Genomic DNA, 11,490 nt, shown 5'->3' with positions numbered 1-11,490 from the left:
CCCCCCCCCCCGGGGGGGGGGGGGGGGGGGGGGGGGGGCCCCCCCCCCCCCCCCCCGGGGGGGGGGGGGGGGGGGGGGGGGGGGGGGCCCTCGACGCGGGCGCGGTAAACCCCTCCCCCGACCCCTCCCCTTGAGGGGAGGGGAGCTGGTCTTCCGGCCAGCCCAGCGTGGCAAAGGGCCACAGCGCGGAGGAGAACCACGTGTCGAGCACGTCGGGATCGCGGGTGAGCGCGACGCCTTCCCCGGCAAGCGCCTGCGCCTGCGCCTCGCTCTCGGCCACGAACACGCGGCCATCTTCGGCATACCAAGCCGGAATCCGGTGTCCCCACCACAGCTGGCGGGACACGCACCAGGGCTGGATATTCTCCATCCAGTTGAAGAAGGTCTTTTCCCAGGTCTTGGGCACGATCTCCACCGCACCGCTGCGGACCGCTTCCAAAGGCGCCTTGGCGAGTTCTGCGGCATTCACATACCATTGGTCGGTCAGCCAGGGTTCGATCACCACGCCGCCCCGGTCGCCAAAGGGCGTCTGGATCGTGCGCGACTCGGCGTCGTGCTCCACCCGCTCGCCATCCTTTTCGACGATGTGCGGGATCAGCAGGCCTTCGGCTTTCAGCCGCGCCACCACCGCATCGCGCGCGGCGAAGCGGTCGAGGCCCAGAAACTCCGCCGGGATCAGGCCATCGGCGGTCTGGCACACGGCCGCATCGGCATCGAGCATATTGAGCATATTCGCCGCCGCAATCCCGGCGCGCTTGCCCACTTCGAAATCGTTGAAATCGTGCCCCGGCGTGATCTTCACCGCGCCGCTGCCCAATTCGGGGTCGGCGTGTTGATCGGCCACAATCGGGATACGCCGCCCGGTGATGGGCAGGATGACATATTTGCCGATCACCGACTGGTAGCGCGGATCGTCCGGGTTCACCGCCACCGCCATATCGGCCAGCATGGTTTCAGGCCGCGTGGTGGCGACTTCGATAAAGTCCTGCCCGTTATCCAGCTTCACGCCATCGGCCAGCGGATATTTGAAGTGCCAGAAGTTGCCCTTCACCTCGCGCGTTTCCACTTCCAGATCGGAAATCGCGGTCTTCAGCTTGGGATCCCAGTTCACCAGCCGCTTGTCGCGGTAGATGAGGCCGCGGTTATACAGGTCGACAAACACCTTCACCACGGCGCGCGTGAAATGCGGGTCCATCGTGAATTGTTCGCGGCTCCAGTCCATCGAACAGCCCAGGCGGCGCAGCTGGCGGGTGATCTGCCCGCCGCTTTCCGCCTTCCACTCCCACACCTTCTCGACAAAGGCTTCGCGGGTGTAATTGGTGCGCTTGTCACCCGCCGCTTCCATCTGGCGTTCGACCACCATCTGCGTCGCGATGCCGGCATGGTCGGTGCCCACCACCCACAGCGCATCCTTGCCGCGAAGCCGCTCGTAGCGGATCACCACGTCCTGCAAGGTGTTGTCGAGCGCGTGGCCGATATGCAGGCTCCCCGTCACATTGGGCGGCGGGTTGACGATGGTGAAGGGCTGGGCATCGGGCCGATGGGGCCGGAAACAGCCGTTCGCCTCCCAATGGGCATACCATTTCGCCTCTATCGCGGCGGGGTCGAAAGTCTTGGGCAATTCGCGCGTCATGATGCTCGCGCCTTTGCCAGTGTGCCGGGCCAAGGGCAATGCCCGCTTTACACGCCGGATGCACCGAAACGAACCCGCTTTGCCTTGCCCCTGCCCCGATTTGCCAGCATAGGATGGCCCGATGCGCGAATGGGCCGAATACCATCTGGAAGAAGCTGGCGGGCGAACAACGCTGGTGGTGGAAGGCCCCTTGCTGGTTTCCACCATTGGCCGGCTCGACGCCGCGCTGCGCAAGCTGGACGAGCCGGTGCAGTTCATCGATATGTCACGCGCCAATCCGGTCGATACGGTGGGCGCTTGGGTGATCCACCGCTTTGCGGAGGCGAACGGCGCGGATATCATCGGCGCTACTTCGCAGGCCGAAGTGCTGATGGAAGCGGTATCGGCCAGCAGCAGCGAAGCGGCCGTGTCCCCTCCGCGCGAGGGGGTTTTCCGTTCGGTCACCGGGCAGGTTGGCGCCTGGGTGTATGATTTTCTCGGCGGTTTCCGGCGCATCCTGTCCTTTCTGGGCGCGGTCGTGGCCGCCTTTTTCGGCGTTTTCACGCATCCCCGCCGTTTCCGCCTGCGGGCGCTGGTGCACCAGATGGAACTGGTGGGGGTGACCAGCCTGCCGATCATCGGCCTGATGAGCTTCCTGATCGGCATCGTCATCGCGCAGCAGGGTGCGGTGCAATTGCGCCAGTTCGGGGCGGAGACGCTGACCGTCAATCTGGTGGGGCGCATCACCTTGCGCGAACTGGGTGTGCTGATGACCGCGATCATGGTGGCGGGCCGTTCGGGCAGCGCCTTTGCCGCGCAATTGGGCACGATGAAGCTGACCGAGGAAATCGACGCAATGCGCACGATCGGCGTCTCCCCGATGGAAGCGCTGGTGGTGCCGCGCATTCTGGCGGCGGTGCTGATGATGCCGCTGCTGGGCTTCTTTTCGGCCTGCATGGGCATATTGGGCGGGGCGGTGCTGGCTGATCTGACGCTGGGCATCCCCTTCCTCACCTTCCTGGCGCGGATTCAGGAAGTGGTGCCGATCCATGATTTCTATGTCGGCATGGCCAAGGCGCCGGTGTTCGGCCTGATCGTGGCGATGTCGGGCTGCTACCAGGGGCTGCAGGTGCGCGGCAATGCCGAAGAAGTGGGCGCGCGCACCACCAAGGCGGTGGTGCAGGCGATCTTCATGGTGATCGTGCTCGATGCCTTCTTCGCCGTGTTCTTCAGCGAAATCGGCTGGGTGTGAGCGCGGCATGAGCGAGACCGAAACCCCAACTGACATCGCGTCGCTGGAGCCGAACCCCGATGTGGAAGTGGCCGCCTTTACCGGCGATTATCCCATCATTATCAAGGGTCTGACCAACCGGTTTGGCAAGGTGGCGGTGCATGAAAACCTCGACCTGAAAGTGCGCCGGGGCGAAATCCTCGGCGTGGTCGGCGGATCGGGCACGGGCAAATCGGTGCTGATGCGCAGCATTATCGGCCTGCAGATCCCCGATGAAGGCACGATCGAGGTGCTGGGCCATGAAATAACCGGGGAACACGCGGACGAAGTGGTGGGCATCCGCAACCGCTGGGGCGTGCTGTTCCAGGGCGGCGCGCTGTTTTCCACGCTGACCGTGGGCGAGAATGTGCAGGTGCCGCTCAAGCAGTTCTATCCGGAACTTTCACCCCGCCTGCTGGACGAGATTGCGATCTACAAGACGATACTTTCCGGCCTGCCGCCCGAGGCGGCGGCGAAATATCCGTCGGAATTGTCGGGCGGTATGAAGAAGCGCGCCGGGCTGGCGCGCGCGCTGGCGCTCGATCCCGAATTGCTGTTTCTGGACGAACCTACCGCAGGGTTGGACCCCATCGGGGCTGCACGGTTCGACGAATTGCTGCGCGAACTGACCGATACGCTGGGGCTCACCGTGTTCCTGATCACCCACGATCTCGACACGCTGCACGCCATTTGCGACCGGGTGGCGGTGCTGGCGGATGGAAAAGTGATCGCGGTGGGCACAATTGCCGAATTGCTGCGTAGTGATCATCCGTGGATTCAGGAATATTTCAACGGGCCGCGCGGGCGCGTGGCGCAGGCGGCCCGGCCGCTGCAATCGGCCGGCCTTGTTCCGCAAGGCAACGCGGCTTCGGAACGCGCGGCTCCGGCAGGCCCGGCTGCCAAACCGTTGGACAAGACGGCGCAAGGGGAGGCATAGGCAGCTGAGATGGAAACACGCGCCAATCATATCTGGGTGGGGGCCGTCACGCTGCTGCTGATGGCGCTGGCCGCCGGCTTCTTCGTGTGGCTGGCCCGGCTGGGCGATTCGCAGCAGAAGGAATATGATATCTTCTTCCAGCAATCGGTGGGCGGGCTGGCGCGCGGATCGCAGGTGGCCTTTGCCGGCGTGCCGGTGGGGCAGGTCAGCGAAATCCAGCTGTGGGAGCGCGATCCCGAATATGTCCGCGTGCGGGTGAAGGTGCAGAACGATGTGCCCATTCTGGTGGGCACCACCGCCTCGATCTCGTTCAGCTTTACCGGCGTATCGACTCTCAACCTGCAAGGTGCACGGCGCGGCGCACCGCCGATCACCTGCGAAACCACCGATTGCCCCGAAGGCGTGCCGGTGATCCCGCCCGCCGGCGGCGCGATTGACGAAATCCTCTCCAGCGCGCCGCTGCTGCTGGAACGACTCGCCACGCTGACCGACCGGCTGACGCGTGTGCTGGACGATGACAACCAGAACGCGATTGCCGGTATTTTGCGCAATACCAATGCCATCAGTGCGGAACTGGCGGGCGCTTCTCCCGAAGTGCGCCGCACCATGGCCGAATTGCAGGTGACGCTGGCCCAATCGACCGAAACCTTGGCGGCTTTCGAACGCACGCTGGATGGCGCGAACGCCCTGCTGGAACAGGAAGGCAAGCCGCTTGCCACGGAAATGCGCACCACGCTGCAATCCGCACGGCAGGCCGCCGATGCCTTGCGCGCCAGTCTGGCCCAAGTGGAGCCGGTCACGCGGCAATTGAACGAAGAGACGCTGCCCGCTGCCGAGGCGACGATGCGCGACCTCAGGCGCACCAGCGAAAGCCTGCGCGGCCTGACGCAGACCCTTGAAAACGAAGGTGCCGGTTCGCTTCTGGGCAGCCGTCCTTTGCCGGAGTATCGTCCATGATCGTCAAGCCCCTTTGTGCCGCGCTGGGCGCCGTTGTGTTGGCGGGTTGCGTCAATGTCGGCATTGGCGGCGGCAAGGCGCCTGAACAGCTGTTGACGCTCACCTCCACCGCTACCGTGGCCACAGGAACCATGCGCGAAGGCCGGCTGGACAACGCGCTGGCGGTGGCCGTGCCGGCCGTGCCGCGCCATCTGGATGTGGCGCGCGTGCCGGTGCAGACGGGCGGCAATTCGCTGGCCTATCTGGCCGATGCCTTCTGGGTGGAAAAGCCCGCCAGCCTGTTCCAGCGCGTGCTGGTGGAAACCATCCGCGCAGGCGGCAGCCGCATGGTCGTGACCGGCGGGGAACTGGAATACGGCGCGCGCACGCAACTCGATGGCGAATTGCTGGCGATGGATTACGACGCGGCAATGTCGCGCGTGGTCGTGCGGTTCGATGCCGTGCTGCGCCAGCCGGACGGCACGATCCGCCAGCGCCGTTTCGAAAGCGAAGAGACCGGCGTGCTGCCCACCGCCGCCGCGGTCGCCCCGGCCATGAACCGCGCCGCCAACGATGTGGCCGCGCAAGTGGCGCAGTGGGTGGGGTGATGCCGGGTTAGGCCCGAATTAGGCCTGCGCCGCCTTCACGAATTCCGCCGCCAGTGCAAAGGCTTCGGCGCGCAAGGCCCGGCGGTCTTCGGCTACAGGATCCCAGCCCCACAGTTCGGCCTGCCAGTCTTCCTCCGCATTGGCGGCGGTGAACAGGGCGGGCACATCCGCGCTCTCTTCCAGCACGCCGAGGCCCGTGATGAGCGAAGCGGCGAGCGTGGTGAGGTTGAACAGGCCCGCCAGCGTGAAGCTGTCCAGCGCTTCCAGCCGGGCGCGCAGCGCGGCCAGTGTTTCGTGCTTTTGCGGGCGGTGCACCACGCCGCTGATGCGGGTAAAGGCGATGCCGTGGCGCGCCTCGCACGCGCAGACCACCGGCTCCCAAACGGCGCGCTGGCGCTGATACAGCGGCTCGTCCGGATCGGCGCGGTAGAGCAGCGTATCGGTATCGCCATAGGTGAGCAGCTTTTCGATCACCTCGCCGCGTTCCTTCGCCACCACGTCGATCGCGTAATCGGCCATGTCGCGCATGGCAAAGCGGGCGGTGTCGATCACCTCGCCCTGATCGCGCCATTCGGCGGCCAGCATCTCGGCCAGCGCCTGTGTCGGCACGATCTGCGGCGATCCGCCTTGCGAGCGGATGGGCCGGCCATCCAGCATCACCTGCCAGCCGCCCTCAACCGGGGCAGCGGTGACTTCCTTGTAAAAACGTTTCATCGGGTTCCGGGCGGTGAAGGGGGATTGCGGTCGTTGCTGCTCCACACACGGGCGAGCAGGGTGGGCACGAGGAAGGTTTCCATCATGCCCAGCACGATCAGCACATAGCCGGTCCATTCGGGCAGGCTGATCATCCCCTGCACCACGGCAATGCCCATCAGGATCATGGCGATCCCGCCGATCCGCATCAGGTTGATGATCATGAAGCGCCCCTTGGCGCGGGCGTCGTCTTCAGGTGAGGGCATTGATCATCTCCTCCAGTTCGGCCGCATTGCGAGCCACGCCTTGCGCCCCGGCTTCGGCCAGTTCCTGCACCTCGTGATAGCCCCAGGCAACCCCGATGGCGGCAATGCCGGCAGCGCGCGCGGCTACCATGTCATACACCGTATCGCCGATCATCACCGCCGACGCGGGGGGCGCCCCGCCTTCGGCCTCGGCCTCCGCCAGCGCGGCCAGCAGCATGGCGGGATCGGGCTTGGACGGGTGCCGGTCGGCGGTTTGCAGCGTGGTGAAATGATCGAGCAGGCCGTGCGTCGCCAGCGTGGAGCGCAGGCCCCGGTCGCTCTTGCCGGTGGCGACGCCCAGCAGCCAGCCGCGCGCTTTCAGCCCTGCGATCAGCCCGGCAATGCCGGGGTAAAGCGGTTCGTGCAGCGACCCGTCCATCCGCGCAGCGCGGAAAGCCTGCTTATAGGCATCGACCGCGCGCATCAGCTGCTCTCCGGGCGCATCGGGGGCAAGCCGCGCCACCGCCTGCGGCAGGCTGAGGCCGACAATGCGGCGCACGGCCTGCGGATCGGGGGCGGGCAGGCCGGCCAGATTGAACGCCACGTCCATCGCGCGGCAGACGGCGGCCTGTCCATCGGTCAGCGTGCCGTCGCAATCGAAGATCGCGAGGCGAACAGCAGATCGGCTCATTTGCGCGGGCGGCCCGGCTTGCTGGCCCCTCCCGGCTTGCCAGCAGCCGGTTTGCCAGCCGCTTGTTTGCGCGCGGCGACCTTTGCGGAGGCCTTCTTCGCGGGCGGACGCTTGCCGGTGCGTGCGCCGCCTTCGGAACGCACCTTGCGTTCGCCCCGGCGGGCCTTGCGGTATTGCTTGGCATGGGCCTTGGCCGCCTGCTTTTCCTCCTCCTTCGAGCGGGGAACACGGCCGCGATCGGGTTCGGCCGCACTGTCATTCTCGTCAAAGCCGAGCTGTTCCATGCTGGCGGCAAAATGTTCGGGCAGCGGGGCGGTTTCGTCGATCACGCCGCCACCCGGCTCCTCGATAATCAGACGGCGCGCGTGCAGGTGCATCTTGCGGCTGATCGTGCCGGTCAGGAACGCGGCCGGCCCGCCATATTTGCCGTCGCCCACGATGGGATGGCCGATGGCGGCCATGTGCACGCGCAGCTGGTGCGTGCGCCCGGTCAGCGGCTGCAATTCCACCCATGCCGCGCTGTTGCCCGCGCGTTCGACCACGCGGTAGAGCGTCTTGGCCGGCTGGCCGTTTTCGATATCGACCTGCATCTTCTCGCCGCCGCTGCCCGGCTGCTTGCCGATGGGCGCCTCGATCGTGCCTTCCTTCACGTCCGGAACGCCCACCACCAGCGCCCAGTAGATCTTCTTGGCGCTGCGCCCGGAAAACCGCTTGGAAAAAAACGCTGCGCTGCCGGGCGAGCGGGCGACCAGCAGGATGCCCGACGTATCCTTGTCCAGCCGGTGCACAAGGCGCGGGCGCGGTTCGCCCGGATCGGCATAGGCATCGAGCAGGCCATCGACATGGCTCGTGGTCCTGGTGCCGCCTTGCGTGGCAAGGCCCGGCGGCTTGTTGAGCACGAGCGCCGATTTGCTGCGGCGGATGAGCATCGCCTCGGCCATGGCTTCTTCCTGCGGCGACAATTCACGCCGCTTGGGGGCGGGCTTGCCCGCATCATCGCCGCCCGGCGGCACGCGCAGCACCTGCCCTGCGGCAAGGCGATCTTCGGGCTTCACCCGCTTGCCATCCACCCGCAACTGACCCGTGCGCGCCCAGCGCGATACGGTGCCAAAGCCGACCTGCGGCAGATGCCGCTTGAACCAGCGGTCCAGCCGCACCCCGTCATCATCCGGCGCAACGGTGAACTGGCGCACCGCCGCATCGGGGCGGGTGGGATCGAAGCTCATGCGCCGATCCGCGACACGGTGAGGCCGAAGATCAACCCGGTTACGCCAAGGCCGAGCGAAAGCAGCGCATAAATCCCGGCCAGGCCCAATTGCCCGCGCTGGATAAGCATCGCCATTTCAAGGCTGAAGGCAGAAAAGGTGGTGAAACCGCCCAGCAGGCCCACGCCGACCAGCAGCCGCCAGCTGTCCGTATCGCCGCCCATGCGCAGCAGGATACCGGCCAGCAGCCCCATCGCCAGACTGCCGATCGTGTTGACGGCCAGCGTTGCCCAGGGGAACACGCCCATGGGCACCGGGCCAAGCCAGGCGGTCATCCAGCGGCCGGTCTGATAGCGCAGAATGGACCCGGTGGCGCCGCCCAGGGCGACATAGAGCGTGGCGAGAAGCGGGGGAGTGGCTGTCATGCCCGCTCCCTTAGCTGCAAGATCGGCATTTCGGAAGTGTTTCGCCCTGCCGCCGCGCAGGCGCGCCGCATATGCTTGCCTTTCGCCGCGATTTGGCATAGGGCGCGCCACCTGAGGCCGGTCCGTATCGGATTCGGCGCAAGTTTCATTGGTATTATACCGTCATTGGTTCAATATGGTGCATCCCGCGCCGATCGCTCGCGGGCTCTGGCCATTGGCAGATTAGAAAAGGTGGCATTGGTTTATGCAGATCATCGTTCGCGATAACAATGTGGAGCAGGCCCTGCGCGCGCTCAAGAAGAAGCTGCAGCGTGAAGGCGTGTATCGCGAAATGAAGCTGCGCCGCCATTACGAAAAGCCCAGCGAAAAGCGCGCCCGCGACAAGGCCGCCGCTGTCCGCCGCGCCCGCAAGATGGAGCGCAAGCGGATGGAGCGTGACGGTTCCAAGTAAGCGCCGCTTGCGCGAATTGCCAAGCTGGGCCAAACGGGGCGCCTGAGGGAATCCTCCGGCGCCTCTTTTGCATCCGGCTTCCCCAAATTTGTTCTGATAACAGCAGGATCATTTCATGGCCGAAGTTACCCGCGTTCCGCTCCAGCCGATTGCGTCTGGTTCGATGATGAAGTTCTGGCTGGGCGTGCTGGTGGGCGCGGCCCTGGCTGGCGCTGTGGCCTGGTTCCTGACGCGGCCCGATACGGTCGATGTTGAAGTCATCACCGCCGGCACGGGCCCCAGCCCGCAGGAAACCGATGCGGTGTTCGTGGAATATGTCGGCAAGCTGGCCGATGGCACGGTGTTCGACCAGTCGCCGCCGCGCCCTGAAATTCCCGAAGCGATTGCCGATCTGATCCCGGAAGGTTCCTATATGGAATTGCAGGGCGTGGTCCCCGGCTTCCGCCAGGCGATTTTGCAGATGCAGAAGGGCGGCAAGTACAAGGTCGAGATCCCCGCCGCGCTGGCCTACGGCGCAAATCCGCCCGCCGGTTCGCCCATTCCCGCCAATGCCGATCTGACCTTCGAAGTCACGCTGCACGAATTCCTGACGCAGGAGCAGCTGCAGGAGCGGGTGACGCAGATCAACACGATCATGGCCGCGCAGCAGCCTGAACCGGGCGCACCCGGTGCCACTCCGGCTCCGGGCCAATAACGGCCAATGGCTGCGGGGGATGAGCAGGTGAGTGCCGCGCCCGCCCCCGAAAACCTGCTGGAAGATTGGGAGCCCCGGCCCTTCGTCCTTGCCGCTTTGCTGGCTTGTGGCGGGCTGGGGCTCCATTTTCTTTTTGACGGCAGCGATCCGCAACCGCTGGCAGGTGCCGGTGCGGCGTTCATCTTCTTTGCTGCGCTGGCGGCGGCCTTTGCGCTCGATCCGCGCAACTGGAAGTCCGTGGCGGTTTTCGCGCTGGGCCTCGGCGCGGTCATGGCGGGCATTGCCTGGCACGTGCTGCGTTTCGAAGAGGCCTATGCCGGACAGCATTTTGCCTTTGCCGCAGGCGTGTTTGCCAGCGTTATCGCGCTGCCGCTGTTTCAGGCGGGGTTTCACCGCACGCGCCTGAATACCGATTACAAGCTCACCCATTTTCACGTCTGGACCGATGCCATCAGCGGCGCGGGCGCGCTGGCCTTTACCGGCCTGTCGTGGCTGATGCTGTTCCTGCTCGACGGATTGCTGGGCCTTGTCGGCATCAATCTGATCGAGGATCTGACGCGCGAGGGCTGGTTCGGCTGGATGTGGAGCGGCGCGGCCTTCGGCACCGCGCTGGGTGTGCTGCGCAATAACCTCAAGATCATCTCCAGCTTGCAGAACGTCGTCCTGATCGTGCTGTCCCTGCTGGCCGTGCCACTGGCGCTGGCGCTGGTGGTGTTTCTGGTCGCGCTGCTGGCATCGGGCGGGCAGGCGCTGTGGGATGCCACCGATTCGGCAACGCCGGTGCTGCTGGCCTGCGCGGTGGGCTGCTTCGTGCTCACCAACGCGATCATGCGCGACGATGATGTGGCCACCAGCCGCAGCCGCATCCTGCGCGGCGTTGCCATGGTGCTGGCGGCGGGCGTGCTGCCGCTCAGCGTGTTTGCCGCCGTGTCGATGGGCATCCGCGTGCATCAGCACGGCCTGACGCCCGAACGTATCTGGGCGCTGATCTGCATTGCCGTGGCGGTGGCTTACGGCATTGCCTATGCCGTCGGTCTGGCGCAGGGGCGGGTCAGCGGATGGGCGACCTATCTGCGCCGGGCTAACCTCAACCTTGCTTCAGCTACGGGCATTCTGGCGTTGATCCTCGCCTTGCCGCTGTGGGATTTTGGCGCAATTTCAGCGCGTAATCAGGTCGCGCGGCTGGATGCGGGGCGGGTGAGCGTGGAGGCGTTCGATTATTCCGCCCTGCGCTGGGATTTTGGCGATGCCGGGCGGCAGGCGCTGGCCCGGCTGGGTGAGCGGGAGGGCGAGGTGGGCCGCCTGGCCCGCGCGGCGGCGGCACAGACCATGCGGGTCTGGCGCGGATTGGAAACGCCCACACGCGGCGATGTGGCCGCGCGCCTGCGGGTCCAGCCCGACAGTGAGGAACTGCGCGCCGAAGTGCTCGATTTCCTCACCACCGAAAGCTGGCGCTGTGCCGAGGCGTGCATCGCGCTCGATCTGGGGCGCAATGCCGAGGGTCGCCGCGAAATCGCGCTGGTTGAAGGTTACAATTTCGAACGCTTCGTTCTGGGCGGGCCGGATGGCCGCGCCGATCCCATCTACCCGCTGGCGCAGGATGGGCAATTGCCGCCCTTCACGCGCGATGCCGAGGTCGAATTGCGCGAGGAGACGCGCCGCGCGATCTATGTCAACGGGCGGCGCGTGGGCGTGCCGGTCGATTAGGGCTGCTGCTGACGCT

13 protein-coding genes are annotated in these 11,490 nt (G+C 66.0%); 7 read left to right on the top strand and 6 right to left on the bottom strand.

Annotated elements, in window-relative coordinates; translation table 11 throughout:
• Nucleotides 1–1,633 (bottom strand): valine--tRNA ligase (locus tag WFP44_RS15160; protein ID WP_336927495.1); only part of this gene is annotated, 1,633 nt, incomplete at its 3' end.
• 121 nt (nucleotides 1,634–1,754) lie between these two features.
• Between WFP44_RS15160 and WFP44_RS15155 the strand changes: the two genes are divergently transcribed.
• The 4 genes from WFP44_RS15155 to WFP44_RS15140 are packed head-to-tail and all read left to right on the top strand — an operon-like array spanning nucleotide 1,755 to nucleotide 5,363.
• Nucleotides 1,755–2,864: an MlaE family ABC transporter permease gene (locus WFP44_RS15155; RefSeq protein ID WP_336927493.1), complete on the top strand. Its 1,110-nt coding sequence runs from the start codon at nucleotides 1,755–1,757 to the stop codon at nucleotides 2,862–2,864.
• Nucleotides 2,865–2,871: 7 nt separating this feature from the next.
• Nucleotides 2,872–3,819, top strand: coding sequence for an ABC transporter ATP-binding protein (locus tag WFP44_RS15150; protein ID WP_336927491.1), 948 nt, complete (start codon nucleotides 2,872–2,874; stop codon nucleotides 3,817–3,819).
• Nucleotides 3,820–3,828: 9 nt separating this feature from the next.
• Nucleotides 3,829–4,776 (top strand): MlaD family protein, encoded by a 948-nt coding sequence (locus WFP44_RS15145; protein ID WP_336927490.1) that lies wholly within the window; start codon nucleotides 3,829–3,831, stop codon nucleotides 4,774–4,776.
• A complete protein-coding gene (locus tag WFP44_RS15140; RefSeq protein ID WP_336927488.1) occupies nucleotides 4,773–5,363 on the top strand; it encodes an ABC-type transport auxiliary lipoprotein family protein in 591 nt (196 codons plus the stop codon). The genes WFP44_RS15145 and WFP44_RS15140 overlap by 4 nt, the downstream gene beginning before the upstream one ends.
• 18 nt (nucleotides 5,364–5,381) lie before the next feature.
• Here WFP44_RS15140 and WFP44_RS15135 read toward each other — a convergent pair whose 3' ends face one another.
• Genes WFP44_RS15135 through crcB form a run of 5 tightly spaced genes read right to left on the bottom strand, consistent with a single transcriptional unit; the run spans nucleotide 5,382 to nucleotide 8,622 of the window.
• Nucleotides 5,382–6,077: an ATP12 family chaperone protein gene (locus WFP44_RS15135; protein WP_336927487.1), complete on the bottom strand. Its 696-nt coding sequence runs from the start codon at nucleotides 6,075–6,077 to the stop codon at nucleotides 5,382–5,384.
• On the bottom strand, nucleotides 6,074–6,322 hold the full coding sequence (locus WFP44_RS15130) for a hypothetical protein (protein WP_336927486.1): 249 nt from the start codon (nucleotides 6,320–6,322) through the stop codon (nucleotides 6,074–6,076). The genes WFP44_RS15135 and WFP44_RS15130 overlap by 4 nt, the downstream gene beginning before the upstream one ends.
• Complete coding sequence (locus tag WFP44_RS15125) at nucleotides 6,309–6,992, bottom strand: HAD-IA family hydrolase (RefSeq protein ID WP_336927484.1); 684 nt, start codon at nucleotides 6,990–6,992, stop codon at nucleotides 6,309–6,311. The genes WFP44_RS15130 and WFP44_RS15125 overlap by 14 nt, the downstream gene beginning before the upstream one ends.
• Nucleotides 6,989–8,218: an RluA family pseudouridine synthase gene (locus WFP44_RS15120; RefSeq protein WP_336927483.1), complete on the bottom strand. Its 1,230-nt coding sequence runs from the start codon at nucleotides 8,216–8,218 to the stop codon at nucleotides 6,989–6,991. The genes WFP44_RS15125 and WFP44_RS15120 overlap by 4 nt, the downstream gene beginning before the upstream one ends.
• Nucleotides 8,215–8,622, bottom strand: a complete 408-nt coding sequence (gene crcB / locus WFP44_RS15115; RefSeq protein ID WP_336927482.1) for a fluoride efflux transporter CrcB — start codon at nucleotides 8,620–8,622, stop codon at nucleotides 8,215–8,217. Before crcB ends, WFP44_RS15120 begins: the two co-directional genes overlap by 4 nt.
• A gap of 244 nt (nucleotides 8,623–8,866) precedes the next feature.
• Between crcB and rpsU the strand changes: the two genes are divergently transcribed.
• From rpsU to WFP44_RS15100, 3 genes are all read left to right on the top strand, one after another.
• Nucleotides 8,867–9,073, top strand: coding sequence for a 30S ribosomal protein S21 (rpsU, locus tag WFP44_RS15110; RefSeq protein WP_336917576.1), 207 nt, complete (start codon nucleotides 8,867–8,869; stop codon nucleotides 9,071–9,073).
• A 115-nt stretch (nucleotides 9,074–9,188) separates the two neighbouring features.
• Complete coding sequence (locus WFP44_RS15105) at nucleotides 9,189–9,767, top strand: FKBP-type peptidyl-prolyl cis-trans isomerase (RefSeq protein ID WP_336927481.1); 579 nt, start codon at nucleotides 9,189–9,191, stop codon at nucleotides 9,765–9,767.
• A 6-nt stretch (nucleotides 9,768–9,773) separates the two neighbouring features.
• Entirely contained in the window at nucleotides 9,774–11,474 is a 1,701-nt protein-coding gene (locus WFP44_RS15100; protein ID WP_336927480.1) for a DUF4153 domain-containing protein, read from the top strand.
• The last annotated feature ends 16 nt before the right edge of the window (nucleotides 11,475–11,490 follow it).

Source organism: Alteraurantiacibacter palmitatis (genome assembly GCF_037154115.1).
Taxonomy (GTDB): Bacteria; Pseudomonadota; Alphaproteobacteria; order Sphingomonadales; family Sphingomonadaceae; genus Alteraurantiacibacter; species Alteraurantiacibacter palmitatis.
This window is presented reverse-complemented; position numbering and strand designations above follow the sequence as displayed.

What these genes read in the sequence shown, in the direction of transcription:
- WFP44_RS15155 (WP_336927493.1), top strand. Translation starts at nt 1,755, where the DNA reads ATGCGCGAATGGGCCGAATACCATCTGGAAGAAGCTGGCGGGCGAACA.
- WFP44_RS15150 (WP_336927491.1), top strand. Translation starts at nt 2,872, where the DNA reads ATGAGCGAGACCGAAACCCCAACTGACATCGCGTCGCTGGAGCCGAAC.
- WFP44_RS15145 (WP_336927490.1), top strand. Translation starts at nt 3,829, where the DNA reads ATGGAAACACGCGCCAATCATATCTGGGTGGGGGCCGTCACGCTGCTG.
- WFP44_RS15140 (WP_336927488.1), top strand. Translation starts at nt 4,773, where the DNA reads ATGATCGTCAAGCCCCTTTGTGCCGCGCTGGGCGCCGTTGTGTTGGCG.
- WFP44_RS15135 (WP_336927487.1), bottom strand. Translation starts at nt 6,077, where the DNA reads ATGAAACGTTTTTACAAGGAAGTCACCGCTGCCCCGGTTGAGGGCGGC.
- WFP44_RS15130 (WP_336927486.1), bottom strand. Translation starts at nt 6,322, where the DNA reads ATGCCCTCACCTGAAGACGACGCCCGCGCCAAGGGGCGCTTCATGATC.
- WFP44_RS15125 (WP_336927484.1), bottom strand. Translation starts at nt 6,992, where the DNA reads ATGAGCCGATCTGCTGTTCGCCTCGCGATCTTCGATTGCGACGGCACG.
- WFP44_RS15120 (WP_336927483.1), bottom strand. Translation starts at nt 8,218, where the DNA reads ATGAGCTTCGATCCCACCCGCCCCGATGCGGCGGTGCGCCAGTTCACC.
- crcB (WP_336927482.1), bottom strand. Translation starts at nt 8,622, where the DNA reads ATGACAGCCACTCCCCCGCTTCTCGCCACGCTCTATGTCGCCCTGGGC.
- rpsU (WP_336917576.1), top strand. Translation starts at nt 8,867, where the DNA reads ATGCAGATCATCGTTCGCGATAACAATGTGGAGCAGGCCCTGCGCGCG.
- WFP44_RS15105 (WP_336927481.1), top strand. Translation starts at nt 9,189, where the DNA reads ATGGCCGAAGTTACCCGCGTTCCGCTCCAGCCGATTGCGTCTGGTTCG.
- WFP44_RS15100 (WP_336927480.1), top strand. Translation starts at nt 9,774, where the DNA reads ATGGCTGCGGGGGATGAGCAGGTGAGTGCCGCGCCCGCCCCCGAAAAC.